Raw genomic sequence first — 17,679 nt, 5'->3', positions numbered from 1 at the left:
TAATGATGGATGGCGAAGGCAGAGCTGGCTACCGCGGGTTTGTTACCTCTGTTGCAGGCACGAGCGGCTGCCAGCAGGCAATGCCAAACTGGCCGAGCAATTCTGCGGTTTCACACAGCGGCAAACCGACCACTGCCGAATAGCTGCCGGCCAGGCCGGTGACGAACACCGCACCCAGGCCCTGGATGGCATAACCGCCTGCCTTGTCCGCCGGCTCGCCGCTGGCCCAGTAACGTTGCGCTTCGTCGGCACCGATCGGGCGAAAATGCACGCTGCTGGCCACGCACAGGCTGCGCACGCGCAGGCCATCGGTCAAAGCGACGGCGGTCAGCACCTGGTGCTCGCGGCCAGCCAGATCAGCCAGCATGGCCAAGGCATCTTCGCGGCTTTGCGGTTTACCCAGAATACGCCCCTCGAGCACCACTGCCGTGTCTGCACCAAGCACCACAGCACGGCGCTCGGGGGCCGTGGCGTTGTCAGGGTGGGCGAGGCAGGCCAGGCCGGCGGCAGCCTTGGCCCGGGCCAGACGCTCGACGTAAGCCTGGGCGCTTTCATCGGCCAGCGGGGTTTCGTCGATGGGGGCGCTGATGACGCTGAACGGCACGCCGATCTGGGTCAGCAATTCACGGCGGCGAGGCGAGCCGGAGGCCAGGTAAAGCGGGTTCATGCAGACATCTCCCTGTCAGCGGCGCATCGCCGTCAGTTGATACGCAAGCGGCGACGCAGGTCGCGCAGGGCGAAACTGATCCACGGCCAGAGCAAGGCGCTGATCACCGCCGACCAGACCAGTGCCAGGGTGGGCAGACGGTTGCCGGTCAGGGCGCTGAGCCACAGCTGGATCAGCTGGGCAATGCCGAAGATCACCAGAATGACCAGGCTTTGCTGCCACATGGGGAACATGCGCAGGCGCTGCTGCAAGGACAGCACCAGGAAGGTGATCAGGGTAAGGATCAGTGCGTTCTGCCCCAGCAAGGTGCCGTACAGCACATCCTCGGCCAGGCCCAGCACGAACGCTGTGGTCATGCCCACCTTGTGCGGCATGGCCAGGGTCCAGAACGAAACCAGCAAGGCCAGCCACATGGGCCGGAACACTTCCATGAACTGCGGCATGGGCGAGACGCTGAGCAGCAGGCCGATGGCGAAAGTCAGCCAGATCACCCAGCCGTTGTTGCGGCGCGATGCAGCCATCATTGTCTCCGGGTGTGGGCGGGGGCAGCCGGCGCTGCCGCCGGGGCAGCACTAGGGGCCGCAGGCTGCGCGGCCGGGGCCGTTGGCGTGGCCGGGCTGGCCGGCGCTGCAGGGGTACCCGTGGCCGGTGCGGCCTGCTCGCCGGTTGTGGCTGGCTGGCCGGCGGGCGCGGTGCCCTTGCGGTCGGCTTCTTCCTGGGCCATGGCAGCATCGGTGGCACGCTGCTCTGGGGTGCGCCGGTCACTGAACACCAGCAGCATGTAGCGGCTGCGGTTGAGCGCGGCGGTGGGGATGGCACGCACGATAGCGAACGGCTGCCCGGAGTCGTGGATCACTTCATTGACGGTGGCCACCGGGTAGCCGGCCGGGAAGCGCTGGCCCATGCCGGAACTGACCAGCAGGTCGCCTTCCTTGATGTCGGCAGTATCGGCCACATGGCGCAATTCCAGGCGCTCGGGGTTACCGGTACCGCTGGCGATCGCGCGCAAGCCATTGCGGTTGACCTGCACCGGAATGCTGTGGGTGGTGTCGGTCAGCAGCAGCACCCGCGAGGTATAGGGCATCAACTCGACCACCTGCCCCATCAGGCCGCGGGCATCGAGCACCGGCTGGCCAAGGAACACGCCGTCACGCTCACCCTTGTTGATCAGGATACGGTGCGTGAAGGGGTTGGGGTCGACCCCGATCAGCTCGGCCACTTCGACCTTTTCGTTGACCAGCGCCGAGGAGTTGAGCAATTCGCGCAGGCGCACGTTCTGCTCGGTCAGGGCCGCCAGCTTCTGCAGGCGCCCCTGCAGCAGCAGGGCCTCGGTCTTGAGCTTCTCGTTTTCGGCAATCAGTTCGGTGCGGCTACCGAACTGGCCCGCCACGCCCTGCCAGGCACGCTGCGGCAAGTCGGTGATCCAGTACGACTCCATCAGCACCAGGCCCATCTGGCTGCGCACCGGTTTGAGCACGTCGAAGCGCGCGTCGACAACCATCAACGCGACTGACAGCACCACCAGAACGAGCAGGCGAACGCCCAGCGAAGGGCCCTTGGAGAAAAGCGGTTTAATGGGCCGTTCCTCGTGGACGACTCAGGAGGTCATTGGACATGGGACAACGCACCAGCCTGGTTGCGGGTTGACGGATACGGCGCCCGTGTGGACGCCAGCCCAGCACATACAGGTAGCACTGTGCGTACTACCTGTAAACCGGGCGCTCATGAACCGCGAGCAGGATCACTCGCTGGAGAGCAGGTCCATCGCGTGCTTGTCCATCATCTCCAGGGCGCGACCACCGCCACGGGCGACACAGGTCAGCGGGTCTTCGGCGACGATCACCGGCAGGCCGGTTTCCTGGGCCAGCAGCTTGTCGAGGTCACGCAGCAGCGCACCACCACCGGTCAACACCAGGCCACGCTCGGCGATGTCGGAGGCCAGCTCGGGCGGCGATTGCTCGAGGGCGCTCTTCACTGCCTGAACGATGGTCGCCAGCGACTCCTGCAGCGCTTCGAGCACTTCGTTGGAGTTCAGGGTGAAGGCACGCGGCACGCCTTCGGCCAGGTTACGGCCACGCACGTCGACTTCGCGCACTTCGCCGCCCGGGTAGGCAGTGCCGATTTCCTGCTTGATGCGCTCGGCGGTGGACTCGCCGATCAGGCTGCCGTAGTTGCGGCGCACGTAGGTCACGATGGCTTCGTCGAAGCGGTCACCGCCAACACGCACGGACTCGGCGTAGACCACACCGTTGAGCGAGATCAGGGCGATTTCGGTGGTGCCGCCACCGATATCGACGACCATCGAACCGCGGGCCTCTTCTACCGGCAGGCCGGCACCGATGGCGGCAGCCATTGGCTCTTCGATCAGGAACACTTCACGGGCACCGGCACCCAGGGCCGACTCGCGAATGGCGCGGCGCTCTACCTGGGTCGATTTGCACGGTACGCAGATCAGCACGCGCGGGCTTGGCTGCAGGAAGCTGTTCTCGTGAACCTTGTTGATGAAATATTGCAACATTTTTTCGCAAACGCTGAAGTCGGCGATCACGCCGTCCTTCATCGGACGAATGGCTGCAATGTTGCCAGGCGTACGGCCCAGCATGCGTTTGGCTTCGGTACCGACGGCGACGACGCTTTTCTGGTTGCCATGGGTACGGATGGCAACAACCGAGGGCTCATTCAGGACGATACCGCGCTCACGCACGTAAATAAGGGTGTTGGCAGTACCCAGGTCGATGGAAAGATCGCTGGAAAACATGCCACGCAGTTTCTTGAACATGGGAAAGTGACCCTGGGGAAAGCGTGGGTAAAAAAGTGCGGCAAACTCTAACAATGGCAGGGATTTTGGGCAAGGAGCCAATATGTTAAATTGGCTGTTTTTCCGAGCACGCCAGCAGAAATTCGCGGCTGTTAGACCGCCAAAAAGCTGACATGTTCCTCACTGCGGACCTAAATTCCGTTCTTTGTTTCCCTTGGAGATCCCCATGGCGCTTGAACGCTGCGACGTGGAAAAGATCGCCCATCTGGCCCGCCTGGGCCTGAATGATGGCGAACTGCCACGCATTACCGACGCCCTCAACAGCATTCTTGGGCTGGTCGACCAGATGCAAGCTGTCGACACCACTGGCATCGAGCCTCTGGCTCACCCGCTGGAGGCCAGCCAGCGCCTGCGTCCCGACCAGGTCACCGAAAGCAACCAGCGCGACGCCTACCAGGCCATCGCGCCATCGACCGAAAGCGGTCTGTACCTGGTTCCCAAAGTCATCGAGTAAGGGATAGAGCCTGCCATGCACCAATTGACCCTGGCCGAGATCGCCCGCGGACTCGCCGACAAGTCGTTTTCTTCCGAAGAGCTGACCGGCGCGCTGCTGGCGCGCATCAAGCAGCTCGACCCACAGCTCAACAGCTTCATCAGCGTCACCGACGAACTGGCCTTGGGCCAGGCGCGCGCCGCCGACGCCCGTCGCGCCGCTGGCGAGACCGGCGCGCTGCTGGGGGCGCCCATCGCCCACAAGGACCTGTTCTGCACCAACGGCGTGCGCACCAGCTGCGGCTCGAAGATGCTCGACAACTTCAAGGCGCCGTATGACGCCACCGTGGTCGCCAAGCTGGCCGAAGCCGGCATGGTCACCCTGGGCAAGACCAACATGGACGAGTTCGCCATGGGTTCGGCCAACGAATCCAGCCACTACGGCGCGGTGAAGAACCCGTGGAACCTGGAACACGTGCCAGGCGGCTCGTCCGGCGGTTCTGCCGCGGCCGTGGCGGCGCGCCTGCTGCCAGCCACCACCGGCACCGACACCGGCGGGTCGATCCGCCAGCCGGCGGCGCTGACCAACCTCACCGGCCTGAAACCGACGTACGGTCGTGTTTCGCGCTGGGGCATGATCGCCTACGCCTCCAGCCTCGACCAGGGTGGCCCACTGGCGCGCACCGCCGAAGACTGCGCCTTGCTGCTGCAAGGCATGGCCGGCTTCGACGCCAAGGACTCCACCAGCATCGAGGAGCCGGTGCCGGACTACAGCGCCAACCTCGGCGCCTCCTTGCAGGGCCTGCGCATCGGCCTGCCCAAGGAGTACTTCGGTGCAGGCCTGGACCCACGCATTGCCGACCTGGTCCAGGCCAGCGTCAAGGAGCTGGAAAAGCTCGGTGCCGTGGTCAAGGAAATCAGCCTGCCGAACATGCAGCACGCCATTGCCGCGTACTATGTGATCGCACCTGCCGAGGCCTCGTCCAACCTGTCGCGTTTCGACGGTGTGCGCTTCGGCTACCGCTGCGAAGCGCCCAAGGACCTGACCGACCTGTACAAGCGTTCGCGTGGCGAAGGTTTCGGCGTTGAAGTCCAGCGCCGCATCATGGTCGGCACCTACGCCCTGTCGGCCGGCTACTACGACGCGTACTACGTGAAGGCGCAACAGATCCGCCGCCTGATCAAGAACGACTTCATGGCCGCCTTCAACGAGGTTGACCTGATCCTTGGCCCGACCACGCCGAACCCGGCCTGGAAGCTGGGCGCCAAGAGCAGCGACCCGGTCGCCGCCTACCTCGAAGACATCTACACCATCACCGCCAACCTGGCGGGCCTGCCGGGCCTGTCGATGCCCGCGGGCTTCGTCGACGGCCTGCCGGTCGGCGTACAGCTGCTGGCGCCGTACTTCCAGGAAGGCCGGTTGCTCAACGTCGCGCACCGCTACCAGCAAGTGACCGACTGGCACACCCGTGCCCCCAACGGCTTCTGAGGAGTTCACACATGCAATGGGAAGTTGTGATCGGGCTGGAAATCCACACTCAGCTCGCCACCCAGTCGAAGATCTTCTCCGGCAGCGCTACCACCTTCGGCTCCGAGCCGAATACCCAGGCCAGCCTGGTTGACCTGGGCATGCCGGGCGTTTTGCCGGTGCTGAACCAGGAAGCCGTGCACATGGCCTGCATGTTCGGCCTGGCCATCGATGCCGAGATCGGCAAGCGCAACGTGTTCGCGCGCAAGAACTACTTCTACCCGGACCTGCCCAAGGGCTACCAGATCAGCCAGATGGACCTGCCGATCGTCGGCAAGGGCCACCTGGACATCGCCCTGGAAGACGGCACCATCAAGCGCATCGGGGTCACCCGCGCGCACTTGGAAGAAGACGCAGGCAAAAGCCTGCACGAAGACTTCAGCGGCTCTACCGGCATTGACCTGAACCGCGCCGGCACACCGCTGCTGGAGATCGTGTCCGAGCCTGACATGCGCAGCGCCAAGGAGGCCGTGGCGTACGTCAAGGCGATCCACGCACTGGTGCGCTACCTGGGCATCTGCGACGGCAACATGGCCGAGGGCTCGCTGCGTTGCGACTGCAACGTGTCGATCCGCCCGAAAGGCCAGGCTGAATTCGGTACCCGCTGCGAGATCAAGAACGTCAACTCGTTCCGCTTCATCGAGCGTGCCATCAACAGCGAGATCCAGCGCCAGATCGACCTGATCGAGGATGGCGGCAAGGTGGTGCAGGAAACCCGCCTGTACGACCCGAACAAAGATGAAACCCGTTCCATGCGCAGCAAAGAGGAAGCCAACGACTACCGTTACTTCCCCGACCCGGACCTGCTGCCGGTCGTGATCGAAGACAGCTACCTCGACAGCATCCGCGCTGCCCTGCCCGAGCTGCCGCCGCAGAAGGTCGAGCGCTTCCAGCGCCAGTACGGCCTGTCGGCCTACGATGCCAACGTGCTGGCCTCCAGCCGCGAACAGGCCGACTACTTCGAAGAAGTGGTGAAAATTGGCGGTGACGCCAAGCTGGCCGCCAACTGGGTCATGGTCGAACTGGGGAGCCTGCTGAACAAGTTGGGCGTGGAGATCGACCAGGCACCGGTCAGCGCTGCGCAACTGGGTGGCATGCTGCTGCGCATCCGCGATAACACCATCAGCGGCAAGATCGCCAAGACCGTGTTCGAAGCCATGGCTGGCGGTGAAGGCGATGCCGACAGCATCATCGAAAGCAAAGGCCTGAAGCAGGTCACCGACACTGGCGCAATCGAGAAGATGCTCGACGAAATGCTGGCCGCCAATGCCGAGCAGGTGGAACAGTACCGCGCGGCTGATGAAGCCAAGCGTGGCAAGATGTTCGGCTTCTTCGTCGGCCAGGCCATGAAAGCCTCCAAAGGCAAGGCCAACCCGGGGCAGGTGAACCAAATGCTCAAGGCCAAGCTCGAAGGGTGATTGTTTTATCCCTGTAGTCCTGCGAGGGCTTCGCCCTCGTTCGCGGGCATGCCCGCTCCCACAGGTACAGCGCCGACCTGTGGGAGCGTCGCACTAGGAGAGCACCTGACTTGCTAAAACGATCCCTCGGCACCCTCGCCCTGTTTTCGTTCCTGGCCGGCTGCGCCAGCCATGACATCGACCCACGCGGTTACGACCAGACCGGCACCGCTTCCTATTACGGCTCGCGCCACCACGGCAAACGCACCGCCAGCGGCGAACCGTTCAACCAGCACGGCTTTACCGCCGCCCACCGCAGCCTGCCGTTTGGCAGCCGCGTTCTGGTGACCAACATGGCCAACCAGCGCAGTGTGGTGGTACGCATCAACGACCGTGGCCCGCATACCCGCGGCCGGCTGATCGACCTGTCACGCGCCGCCGCCGAAAAAATCGGCATGCTGCGTAGCGGCACAGCGCGGGTGCGGGTACAAGGGCTTAGCGACTGACGCGACAGGAGTTCGACCATTTTCGACTTGGCCACCCTTCCCACCTTCAGCCTGCTGCAACTGGGCACAGCCCTGCTGTTGCTGGTAGGCGGCGCCGAATTGCTGGTGCGCGCCGCCCTGCGCCTGGCGCAGCGCCTGCACGTGCGCCCGCTGATCATCGGCCTGAGCCTGGTCGCCTTCGGCAGCACCGCACCACAGTTGACCGTCAGCCTGCAGGCGGCCTACCAGGGCGCGCCGGATGTAGCGGTCGGCAGCGTGGTCGGCAGCAATATCTTCAATGTGCTGGTAGTGCTCGGCCTGGCCGCATTGATCATTCCACTGCGGGTTTCGCGCCAGTTGGTACGTCTGGACATACCGCTGATGATCCTCGCCAGCGGCCTGGTCTACGCACTGTGCGCCAACGGCCAGCTGGGCCGGTTCGAAGGCGGGTTGCTGTTGCTGGGCCTGGCCGGCTACCTGGCCATGCTCTGGCACCAGTCGCGCCATTACGCACGCACCTACCCTGCCCCCGATGCCGCCCAGGCCAGCGCCGGGCGCTTCTGGCCAGCCACCGTGCTGCAGGTGCTGTTCGGCCTGGGCCTGTTGACCCTGGCAGGCCACTTGCTGCTTGAAGCCGCCGTCGAGGTGGCCACCGACCTGGGCCTGTCCGAGCGCGTCATCGGGCTGACCGTGGTCGCTGTGTGCACCTCCCTGCCGGAATTGGCCGCCGCCTTGATTGCGGCCCTGCGGGGCGAGCGGGAGATCGCCGTGGGCACGGTCATCGGCAGCAACCTGTTCAACCTGCTGGCGGTGCTGGGCCTGACCGCACTGGTGACCCCACAGCCGCTGTCGATTTCACCCAATGCACTGTCGTTCGACCTGCCCGTGATGCTCGGCGTTGCCGTACTGAGTATGCCGGTGTTCTATTCCGGCTACCGCATTACCCGCGCCGAAGGGCTGGTCTTCCTGTGCCTGTACCTGGCTTATGGCCTGCACGTCGCGGCCTTCACCATGGGGCTGCCGCTGGCCGGCCGCCTTGAGCGGCTGATGCTGTTCTACGTGCTGCCGGTACTGGCCCTGGTGCTGCTGTACACCACCGTGCGCGCCTGGCGGCGGCAGCATTGAGGGGCATGGATAGGCAGCGCGCCAGGGCCACCAGCCGGCGAAAGGCTGGCGGCCTGCCCCTCACGCACAAGCCCGACTCAGTACTTCGCCTGGCGAGCCTTCTTCAGCTTGAAGGCCACCCACAGCGCGGCAATCCATGCCGGTATCAGCATCACTGAAATGCGAATCGGCGGGGTCAGGTACATCACCACCAGGATCAACACGATGAATGCCAGGCACAGGTAGTTGGTCAGCGGGTGCCCCAGGCTCTTGTAGAACGGGGTGATGCCCGCGGCCAGCTTGGCTTTGCGGAACTTCAGGTGGGTGATGCTGATGCTCGCCCAGTTGATCACCAGCGCCGATACCGCCAGGGCCATCAACAAGCCAAAGGCCTCACCCGGCATCAGGTAATTGATCACTACGCACAAGCCGGTGGCGAACGCCGATACCCCCAGTGCGGTCAGGGGCACGCCGCTGCGGCTGACCTTCAGCAACTGGCGCGGCGCATCGCCCTGGCTGGCCAGGCCGAACAGCATGCGGCTGTTGGCATACACGCAGCTGTTGTACACCGACAGCGCCGCGGTAAGCACCACAATGTTGAGAATGGTGGCCACCAGGTCGCTGTCCAGTTCGTGGAAGATCATCACGAACGGGCTACCGCCTTGCACCACCTTCTGCCACGGGTACAACGACAGCAGCACGGCCAGCGCGCCGATGTAGAAAATGAGGATACGGTACACCACCTGGTTGGTGGCCTTGGGAATGCTCTGGCGCGGGTTGTCGGCCTCGGCAGCGGTAATGCCCACCAGTTCCAGGCCGCCGAACGAGAACATGATCACCGCCAACGCCATCACCAGGCCGCTGACGCCATTGGGGAAGAACCCGCCGTACTGCCACAGGTTGGCTACGCTGGCATCGGCGCCGCCCTGCCCGCTGCTCAGCAACCAGGCACCGAAGCCGATCATGCTGACGATGGCCACCACCTTGACCAGGGCGAACCAGAACTCCATTTCGCCATAGACCTTGACCTGGGTAAGGTTGATCAGGTTGATCACCACGAAAAAGATCGCCGCGGTGGCCCAGGTCGGAAATTCCGGCCACCAGTACTGCACGTAGATACCCACAGCCGAAAGCTCGGCCATGCCGACCAGCACGTACACCACCCAGTAGTTCCAGCCCGAGACGAACCCGGCGAACTCGCTCCAGTATTGGTGGGCAAAATGGCTGAAGCTGCCGGCAACCGGCTCTTCCACCACCATTTCACCCAACTGGCGCATGATCAGGAAGGCCATCAGGCCGGCGATGGCGTAACCCAGCAGTACCGATGGGCCAGCCAGCTGGATGGTCTGGGCGATGCCCAGGAACAGCCCGGTACCGATGGCCCCACCCAGCGCAATCAGCTGGATGTGGCGATTCTTCAGCCCGCGCTGTAACCGCTCGGGCGTGCTCTGGTCTTGCATGAAGTGTCCTTTAGCTCAGTGAGGCAGTGCTGTTGCTGTTGTTTGCAGTCAAGGATCTAGATCCATCCGCCCCACTGCAAGATGAAAATACCAATGTTGGTGGTGATTGCTGCCATCAACGTGGTGATCACGATGATCGACGCCGCCAATTGGTGGTTACCGTTGGCGGCGCGCGCCATCACGTAGCTGGCGGCCGCCGTCGGGCTACCGATGTACAGGAACAGAATGCCCAGCTCGGCACCGCGAAAACCACACAGCCAGGCACCCAAGGTGCCGAGCAGCGGTAACCACACCATCTTCACCAGGCTGGCATCGATGGCCAGGCGGCCACTGTCGCGCAGTGCCGCCAGCGACAGGGTGCCGCCGATGCAGATCAGCGCCAGTGGCAGGGTCATCTGCGCCAGGTAGTCGCCTGAAGTGAGCAACCAGTTGGGCAGCGGCACCTGGCCGTAGGCCATCGGGGTGGCCACCAATACGCTGATGATCAGCGGGTTGCTGAAAATGCTCTTGCAGATGCTCCAGGGGTCGGACTTGAGGTCCGGGCTGTACACCGCCAGCACCACCGCGGACAGCGAGTTGTACATGAGGATGACCACGCCGGCGAGTACCGCCCCCAGGGAAATACCATAGTCCCCGTACAGGCTGGCGGCCAAGGCCAGGCCAATGACGCCGTTGTTGCCGCGAAAGGCGCCTTGGGCATAGATACCGCGGTCGGCCATGGGGCTGCGCCAGATAGCCATGCCCCAGGCAAGGGCGAAGCCGATCAGGGTCGCTGCGATGAAGTACAGGATGACCCCGGGCTGGACCGCCGTAGCCAGGTCAGCGTGGTAGATGCCCAGGAACAGCAGGGCCGGCATGCACACGTTGAACACCAGCTGCGAAGCGACCTGGTTGAAGTTATCGTCGATCAGGCGAATGCGTTTGAGCAGCACGCCCATGAACAGCATGGCGAAAACCGGTGCCGTGATATTCAGCGTCTGGATGAGAAGGGCGAGCATGCGCTAGCGATCCTGGAGGGGTTGCCGTCAGGTGGCAATGATACGCCAACAGCCGGGATTTGCGGGGATCGCGGGGTGTTACAGATAAATTTCTGTCCACACCGGCCCTATCGCCAGCTTGCCAGCGATGAGGCCGGTACAGGCAATATGAATCAGCGCCGAACCGGACGCTTCTGCAGTTTGCGCTGCAAGGTCCGCCGGTGCATGCCCAGCGCCCGTGCGGTGGCCGAGATATTGCCATCGTGCTCGGTCAGCACACGCTGGATATGCTCCCACTGCAGGCGGTCGACCGACATCGGGTTTTCCGGCACCAACGCGTCCAGGTCGGTGTGCTCCGACAGCAACGCCGCCAGCACGTCGTCGGCATCAGCCGGTTTGCACAGGTAGTTGCAGGCGCCGCGCTTGACCGCCTCCACTGCTGTGGCAATGCTCGAATAACCGGTCAGGATCACCACGCGCATTTCCGGGTCCAGCTCCAGCAGCTTGGGCAGCAGCACCAGGCCGGAGTCGCCGTCCATCTTCAGGTCCAGCGTGGCGTAATCCGGCAGGTCCTGCTGGGCCAGGATCAAGCCCTCTTCGGCGGAACCGGCAATGCTCACGCGGAACCCGCGACGGCTCATGGCGCGCGCCATGACCCGGGTGAAGGTGGCATCGTCATCCACCAGCAGCAGGTGCGGCAGCTCTTCGCTCTCGACCTGGTTTTCTTCGCTCATCATTCATCTCCTCGCTTGCCATAGGGCAGGCGCAGTTCGGTCAGGGTGCCACCCTGCTCATGACTATAAAGTTTTACCGAACCGCCCGCACGGGTCACGCTGGCCTTGCTCAAGAACAGGCCCAGGCCGAAACCTTTGCCCTTGGTGGTAATGAAGGGTTTGCCGATGGCTTCGGCAATGGCCGGCGGCACGCCAGGGCCATGGTCGCGGATGCTGATCACGATATCCTGAGCGTCCCAGTCAAGGCGCACTTCAAGGTCATCGGGGCAGGCATCGGCCGCATTGTTCAACAGGTTCAGCAGCGCCTGGGTCAGGTCCGGTGGCGGGGTCAGGCGCGGCACCTGGCCGTCACGCAGGCGCTGGAAGCGGTAGCTGCTTTCCGGGCGCATCAGGTGCCAGCGGTTCAGCGCTTCGTCCAGCCAGGCGGTGACATCCTGCTCGACCACCGCCAGGCGGCGGTTGGCTTCAGCGGCGCGTACCAGTTGCTGCAGGGTTTCCTTGCACAGCTTCACCTGGTCCTGAAGGATTTGCAGGTCTTCCTGCAACAGCGGGTCGGTGTGGTCCTGGCGCATTTCATTGATCAGCACACTCATGGTGGCCAGCGGCGTGCCCAGCTCATGAGCGGCGCCGGCGGCCTGGGTGGCTACGGCCAGCAACTGCTCGTCGCGCAGGCTTTCTTCACGCCGCTCGGAGCGCAATTGCTCCTGGCGCCGCAGCTCTTCAGCCATGCGTGCCGCGAAGAAGGTGATCACCGCCGCCGCCAGGGCAATACTCAGCCACATGCCGTACACCTGCATCTTGTCCCGCGCCATGGGCAGGCCTTCGAGCGGGTAGAACTGCACCAGCAGCAAGCTGTAGGCGGTCAGGGCAATACCGGACAGGATCAGCGAATACAGCCACGGCAGGGTCACTGCGGCAATGGCCAACGGTACCAGGTAGTAGGACACGAACGGGTTGGTCGAACCGCCGGAGTAATACAGCAAGGCACTGTGGATCAACAGGTCACAGGCCAGCTGCAGGGCGTATTCCATTTCGGTGACGGGCACCGACAAGCGCAGGCGCAGGGCGGTGAAGGCACACAGCAGCGACGACAAGGCCAAGGTACCGGCCAGCGATAGCCAGGGTAAGGGCAGCAGTTCGGTCCAGTAGGCGACACCGACCGAGCCGGCCTGGGCAGCCAGGACCAGCACACGAATGACGGTCAGGCGCCAGAGGTTCTGGCGGGTAGCGGACAACGGTTGTACGGCGGCGAGCATGAGCTCTCCTGATGAGTGCTCCAGAAAATCGGCTGGAGTATACCGAAGCCGGGCCCCCTGCTGCAGCGCTGCGGCAAAGCGCCACACTTTGTCACACTGTCATGATGGCACTGTTGAACCCACTACACTGATGCCGGTCTGATTGGCCATGCGTGGCATGGATGACCAGCGACCACGCCTTTTATTGCCAAGGAGTACCACATGCACATTCCACGTCACGGCGCCGCCCTGATCATGTCTTGCGGCCTGCTCGCCAGCCTGCCGGCACTGGCGGCCGATGAACCGCGCTACAACCAGGTATCGCTGCGGGCCGAGGTCAGCAAGGAAGTGGCGCGCGACCTGATGGTCGTGACCTTGTATAGCGAAGCGCAGAACAGCGACCCCGGCAAGCTCGCCAAGCAGATCACCGAAACCATGAACAAGGCCGTGCAGCAGTCGCGCCAGGTCAAGGATGTGAAGATCAGCCAGGGCAGCCGCAACAGCTACCCCGTTTACGACAGCAAAGGCCAGAAGATCACCGGCTGGCGTGAACGCGCCGAGCTGCGCCTGGAAAGCGCCGATTTCCCGGCCCTCTCGCAACTGACCGCCGACCTGCTGCAAGAGCTGAAAATGGGTGGCATGGACTTCTCCATCGCGCCGGCCACGCGCAAGTCCAGCGAAGACGAGCTGCTCAAGGATGCCGTCGATGCGTTCAAGGCCCGTGCACAACTGGCCACGCAAGCCTTGGGCGGCACAGGCTACAAAGTGGTCAGCCTGAACCTGAACAGCAGCGGCTACCCACGGCCGTACCTGCGCAGCGCCCCCATGGCCATGAAGGCCATGAGCGCAGATGAAGCGGCGCCGGCGCCCGACATCGAAGCCGGTACCAGCGAGGTGAGCATGAATGCTGATGGGTTGATTGAAGTGCAGATGCCTTAAGCAACTAGCGCCGGTCTCCGCGGCCTGGGGTCGCGACGGGCCGGGGGCGCTCCCCTGCTGTAGCAGTGTGCTGCACAGGGGGCCGCTGCGCGCGGCCCATCGCGACGCAAGGCCGCTCCTACAGGGGCCGTGTGGGGGCTGAAAAAAGCGTTTCAGACCTTTCTTACGCACCGTTCAGGTGCATCCTACAAAATTCCCGCCTCGAAACACCTCGAAAAAAGCCATCATTTTGCCCACGCAAACGTTTGACTTCGCCGAAAGTTATAGCGATGCGACATCCATGTACGTTCGTGCCACATTTCCGGCGCCAACTATCCTTGTACCTGTTGCATTGGGAACATCCCCTGCATAAGTATCCGCAGGTCGGCTCACGAGGCCACCTCACTCGAAAAATGACAAAAATGAGGCCACCATGCTCAAACACGCAGTCATACCGTTCCTGCTCGGTGCAGGCTTGCTCACCGGTGCTCCGTCGGCACTTGCCGCGTCCAACCTGGTGTTCTGCTCCGAAGGCAGCCCGGCCGGCTTCGATCCAGGGCAATACACTACCGGCACCGACTTCGACGCCTCGGCCGAAACCGTCTTCAACCGCCTGACGCAGTTCGAACGCGGCGGCACTGCAGTGATACCCGGCCTGGCCACCCGCTGGGACGTGTCCGACGATGGCAAGACCTACACCTTCCACCTGCGCGAGGGGGTGAAGTTCCACACCACCGACTACTTCAAGCCGACCCGCCCGTTCAACGCCGACGACGTGCTGTTCACCTTCAACCGCATGCTCGACAAGGACCACCCCTTCCGCAAGGCCTACCCGACCGAGTTCCCGTACTTCACCGACATGGGCATGGACAAGAACATCGCCAAGCTGGAGAAGCTTGACGAGCACACCGTCAAGTTCACCCTCAACGAGGTCGATGCAGCGTTCATCCAGAACCTGGCCATGAGCTTCGCCTCGATCCAGTCCGCCGAATACGCCGACCAGTTGCTCAAGAACGGCAAGGCCGCCGACATCAACCAGAAGCCGATCGGCACCGGCCCGTTCGTGTTCAGCAAGTACCAGAAGGACGCGCAGATCCGCTTCAAGGGCAACAAGGACTACTGGAAGCCCGAGGACGTGAAGATCGACAACCTGATCTTCGCCATCACCACCGACGCCTCGGTACGCATGCAGAAGCTGAAAAAGAACGAATGCCAGGTCACCCTCTTCCCACGCCCGGCCGATATCGAGCCGCTGAAGGCCGACAAGAACCTGCAGATGCCCCAGCAGGCCGGCTTCAACCTGGGTTACATCGCCTATAACGTGATGGACCAGATCAAGGGCAGCAACCAGCCCAACCCCATGGCCCAGTTGAAAGTGCGCCAGGCGCTGGACATGGCCGTGGACAAGAAGCGCATCATCGAGTCGGTCTACCAGGGCGCCGGCCAGTTGGCGGTCAACGCCATGCCGCCCACACAGTGGTCGTATGACACCAGCATCAAGGACGCACCGTTCGACCCGGAAAAAGCCAAACAACTGCTCAAGGAAGCCGGCATCAAGGAAGGCACCGAAATCACCCTGTGGGCCATGCCCGTGCAACGCCCGTACAACCCCAATGCCAAGCTGATGGCCGAAATGCTGCAGTCCGACTGGGCCAAGATCGGCATCAAGGCAAAAATTGTCAGCTATGAGTGGGGCGAGTACATCAAGCGCTCCAAAGCCGGCGAACAGGGCGCCATGCTGATTGGCTGGAGCGGCGACAACGGTGACCCGGACAACTGGCTAGGCACCCTCTACGGCTGCGATGCCATTGACGGCAACAACTTCTCCAAGTGGTGCTACAAGCCCTACGACAGCCTGATCAAACAGGCCAAGGCCACCTCCGACCAAGCCAAGCGCACCGAGCTGTACCAGCAGGCACAGCGCATCCTCAAGGAGCAGGTGCCGATCACCCCGATCGCCCACTCCACCGTCTACCAGCCGATGAGCGTCAAGGTGAAGGACTTCAAGATCAGCCCGTTCGCGCTGAACGCCTTCTACGGCGTCAGCGTGGACAAATAGGGTAGCCCCGGCACCCGCCAGGCGGTGGGTGCCCTCCCCTCCAATCACTGATTTCTGTCGGCCTGCAGCTATCCGCTGCGGGGTCGGCACACTGTTGCCGCCATTCGTACCCGTAGGCGGTGCAAACAGAGGAAAAGGACTTGCCATGCGCCACGCCACCCGACTTGCTGCCCTGCTGGCCCTGGGCCTGATCAGCCAGGCCCCCCACCTGTACGCCAACAGCCTGGTGTTCTGCTCCGAAGGCAGCCCTGCCGGTTTCGACACCGCCCAGTACACCACCGCCACCGACAACGACGCCGCCGAACCGATCTACAACCGCCTGGTCGAGTTCGAACGTGGCGGCACCGCCGTGCACCCTGCCCTGGCTACCCGCTGGGAGGTGTCCGACGACGGCTTGAACTACACCTTCCACCTGCGTGAAGGGGTCAGGTTCCACAGCAACAAGGCCTTCACGCCCAGCCGCGACTTCAATGCCGACGACGTGTTGTTCACCTTCAACCGCATGCTCGACAAAGGCCACCCGTTCCGCCAGGCCTACCCCACCGAGTTCCCCTATTTCATCAGCATGGGCCTGGACAAGAACATCGCCCGGGTCGAGAAACGCGACCCTCTGACCGTGGTGTTCACCCTGAACGCGGTGGATGCCGCATTCATTCAGAACCTGGCCATGAGCTTCGCCTCGATCCTCTCTGCCGAGTACGCCGAGCAGCTGCTGGCCAGCGGGCGTGCCAGTGACATCAACCAGCACCCGATCGGCACCGGCCCGTTCGTGTTCCAGCGCTACCAGAAGGACTCGCAGATCCGCTACAAGGGCAACAAGGCCTACTGGGCCCCCGAGCAGGTCAAGCTCGACAACCTGGTGTTTTCGATCAACGTAGACCCCTCGGTGCGCATCCAGAAACTGCGCCGCAACGAATGCCAGGTCACCCTGCACCCGCGCCCCGCCGACCTGCCGGCCCTTCGCGCCGACAGCCAGCTGCAGGTGCTGCAGCAGCCGGGCTTCAACCTCGGCTACATCGCCTACAACACCCGCCATGCACCGTTCGACCGCCTGGAAGTACGCCAGGCGCTGGACATGGCGGTGAACAAGCAAGCCATCATCCAGGCGGTGTACCAGGACGCCGGCCAGTTGGCAGTCAACGCCATGCCACCGACCCAATGGTCCTACGACAACAGCCTCAAGGATGCCCCTTACAACCCGGAAAAGGCCCGCCAACTGCTGCGCCAGGCCGGCGTAGCGCCAGGTACCGAGGTCACCTTGTGGGCCATGCCGGTGCAGCGCCCGTACAACCCCAACGCCAAGCTGATGGCCGAAATGCTGCAGGCCGACTGGAACAAACTCGGCCTCAAGGTGCGCATCGTCAGCTACGAGTGGGGGGAATACATAAAGCGCATGAAAAACGGCGAGCACGACATCGCCCTGATCGGCTGGACCGGTGACAACGGCGACCCCGACAACTGGCTGGGCACCCTCTACAGCTGCGCCGCCATTGGCAGCAACAACTACTCGCAGTGGTGCGATCCGCAGTACGACAGCCTGGTCATGCAGGCCAAGCGCGTGAGCGACCCGGTGCAACGCAGCGCCCTGTACCAGCAGGCACAGCAGCGCCTCAAGCAGCAGGTGCCGATCACCCCGGTGGCCCATTCCACCGTCAACCAGCCGCTCAGCGTCAAGGTTTCCCAATTCAAGGTCAGCCCGTTTGGGCGCAATGATTTCTCCGGTGTGAGTGTTGACTGATGGCCAACCTGCACCGGCCGCTTCGCCGGTACAGGCAACACAGCGTCCGGATCAAGCCCGGCAACCCCGCGGCAACCCTGGCAACACCGCAGCAAGCACCCGGCCCACAAGGCCGGCCATAACTAGA

At 63.4% G+C, this 17,679-nt stretch carries 16 protein-coding genes; 8 read left to right on the top strand and 8 right to left on the bottom strand.

Annotation, left to right across the window (positions count from 1 at the left end; genetic code table 11):
• Positions 1–28 precede the first annotated feature (28 nt).
• The 4 genes from FPB55_RS04535 to mreB form a co-directional block, all read right to left on the bottom strand.
• A complete protein-coding gene (locus FPB55_RS04535) occupies positions 29–667 on the bottom strand; it encodes a Maf family protein (RefSeq protein WP_029885528.1) in 639 nt (212 codons plus the stop codon).
• A gap of 32 nt (positions 668–699) precedes the next feature.
• The gene (gene mreD / locus FPB55_RS04530; RefSeq protein WP_029885529.1) at positions 700–1,188 is read right to left on the bottom strand and encodes a rod shape-determining protein MreD; all 489 of its coding nucleotides are present in this window, start codon (positions 1,186–1,188) and stop codon (positions 700–702) included.
• Positions 1,188–2,243, bottom strand: a complete 1,056-nt coding sequence (gene mreC / locus FPB55_RS04525) for a rod shape-determining protein MreC (protein ID WP_080709180.1) — start codon at positions 2,241–2,243, stop codon at positions 1,188–1,190. The genes mreD and mreC overlap by 1 nt, the downstream gene beginning before the upstream one ends.
• A 165-nt stretch (positions 2,244–2,408) precedes the next feature.
• Complete coding sequence (gene mreB, locus FPB55_RS04520) at positions 2,409–3,446, bottom strand: rod shape-determining protein MreB (RefSeq protein WP_003255163.1); 1,038 nt, start codon at positions 3,444–3,446, stop codon at positions 2,409–2,411.
• A 205-nt stretch (positions 3,447–3,651) separates the two neighbouring features.
• Between mreB and gatC the strand changes: the two genes are divergently transcribed.
• The 5 genes from gatC to FPB55_RS04495 all read left to right on the top strand — a co-directional run bounded on the left by gatC (position 3,652) and on the right by FPB55_RS04495 (position 8,452).
• A complete protein-coding gene (gene gatC, locus FPB55_RS04515; protein WP_003255165.1) occupies positions 3,652–3,939 on the top strand; it encodes an Asp-tRNA(Asn)/Glu-tRNA(Gln) amidotransferase subunit GatC in 288 nt (95 codons plus the stop codon).
• Between the two features lie 15 nt (positions 3,940–3,954).
• Positions 3,955–5,406, top strand: a complete 1,452-nt coding sequence (gatA, locus tag FPB55_RS04510; RefSeq protein WP_054890020.1) for an Asp-tRNA(Asn)/Glu-tRNA(Gln) amidotransferase subunit GatA — start codon at positions 3,955–3,957, stop codon at positions 5,404–5,406.
• 11 nt (positions 5,407–5,417) lie between these two features.
• Positions 5,418–6,863, top strand: coding sequence for an Asp-tRNA(Asn)/Glu-tRNA(Gln) amidotransferase subunit GatB (gene gatB, locus FPB55_RS04505; protein WP_054890021.1), 1,446 nt, complete (start codon positions 5,418–5,420; stop codon positions 6,861–6,863).
• Positions 6,864–6,973: 110 nt separating this feature from the next.
• Positions 6,974–7,348: a septal ring lytic transglycosylase RlpA family protein gene (locus FPB55_RS04500; protein ID WP_009685164.1), complete on the top strand. Its 375-nt coding sequence runs from the start codon at positions 6,974–6,976 to the stop codon at positions 7,346–7,348.
• A 60-nt stretch (positions 7,349–7,408) separates the two neighbouring features.
• Positions 7,409–8,452, top strand: a complete 1,044-nt coding sequence (locus FPB55_RS04495; protein WP_029888090.1) for a calcium/sodium antiporter — start codon at positions 7,409–7,411, stop codon at positions 8,450–8,452.
• Between the two features lie 77 nt (positions 8,453–8,529).
• Here FPB55_RS04495 and FPB55_RS04490 read toward each other — a convergent pair whose 3' ends face one another.
• The 4 genes from FPB55_RS04490 to FPB55_RS04475 form a co-directional block, all read right to left on the bottom strand.
• Positions 8,530–9,891 carry an amino acid permease gene (locus FPB55_RS04490; protein ID WP_054890022.1) on the bottom strand — a complete coding sequence of 454 codons (1,362 nt, stop codon included), beginning with the start codon at positions 9,889–9,891 and terminating at the stop codon, positions 8,530–8,532.
• 56 nt (positions 9,892–9,947) lie between these two features.
• Positions 9,948–10,889, bottom strand: coding sequence for an AEC family transporter (locus FPB55_RS04485; protein ID WP_029885057.1), 942 nt, complete (start codon positions 10,887–10,889; stop codon positions 9,948–9,950).
• Positions 10,890–11,041: 152 nt separating this feature from the next.
• The gene (locus tag FPB55_RS04480; RefSeq protein ID WP_009685159.1) at positions 11,042–11,602 is read right to left on the bottom strand and encodes a response regulator transcription factor; all 561 of its coding nucleotides are present in this window, start codon (positions 11,600–11,602) and stop codon (positions 11,042–11,044) included.
• Positions 11,602–12,858, bottom strand: a complete 1,257-nt coding sequence (locus FPB55_RS04475; protein WP_009685158.1) for an ATP-binding protein — start codon at positions 12,856–12,858, stop codon at positions 11,602–11,604. The genes FPB55_RS04480 and FPB55_RS04475 overlap by 1 nt, the downstream gene beginning before the upstream one ends.
• A 201-nt stretch (positions 12,859–13,059) precedes the next feature.
• Here FPB55_RS04475 and FPB55_RS04470 point away from each other — a divergent pair, with 201 nt between their 5' ends.
• The 3 genes from FPB55_RS04470 to FPB55_RS04460 all read left to right on the top strand — a co-directional run bounded on the left by FPB55_RS04470 (position 13,060) and on the right by FPB55_RS04460 (position 17,552).
• Positions 13,060–13,776 carry an SIMPL domain-containing protein gene (locus tag FPB55_RS04470; protein WP_009685157.1) on the top strand — a complete coding sequence of 239 codons (717 nt, stop codon included), beginning with the start codon at positions 13,060–13,062 and terminating at the stop codon, positions 13,774–13,776.
• Positions 13,777–14,188: 412 nt separating this feature from the next.
• Positions 14,189–15,814, top strand: a complete 1,626-nt coding sequence (locus tag FPB55_RS04465) for an ABC transporter substrate-binding protein (protein WP_009685156.1) — start codon at positions 14,189–14,191, stop codon at positions 15,812–15,814.
• Between the two features lie 145 nt (positions 15,815–15,959).
• Positions 15,960–17,552: an ABC transporter substrate-binding protein gene (locus FPB55_RS04460; protein WP_029885059.1), complete on the top strand. Its 1,593-nt coding sequence runs from the start codon at positions 15,960–15,962 to the stop codon at positions 17,550–17,552.
• The last annotated feature ends 127 nt before the right edge of the window (positions 17,553–17,679 follow it).

Origin of the sequence: Pseudomonas sp. BJP69, from assembly GCF_007633355.1 — a bacterium.
Lineage (GTDB): Bacteria > Pseudomonadota > Gammaproteobacteria > Pseudomonadales > Pseudomonadaceae > Aquipseudomonas > Aquipseudomonas juntendi.
The sequence above is the reverse complement of the archived record's forward strand: the minus strand, read 5'-3'. Positions and strand labels throughout refer to the sequence as shown.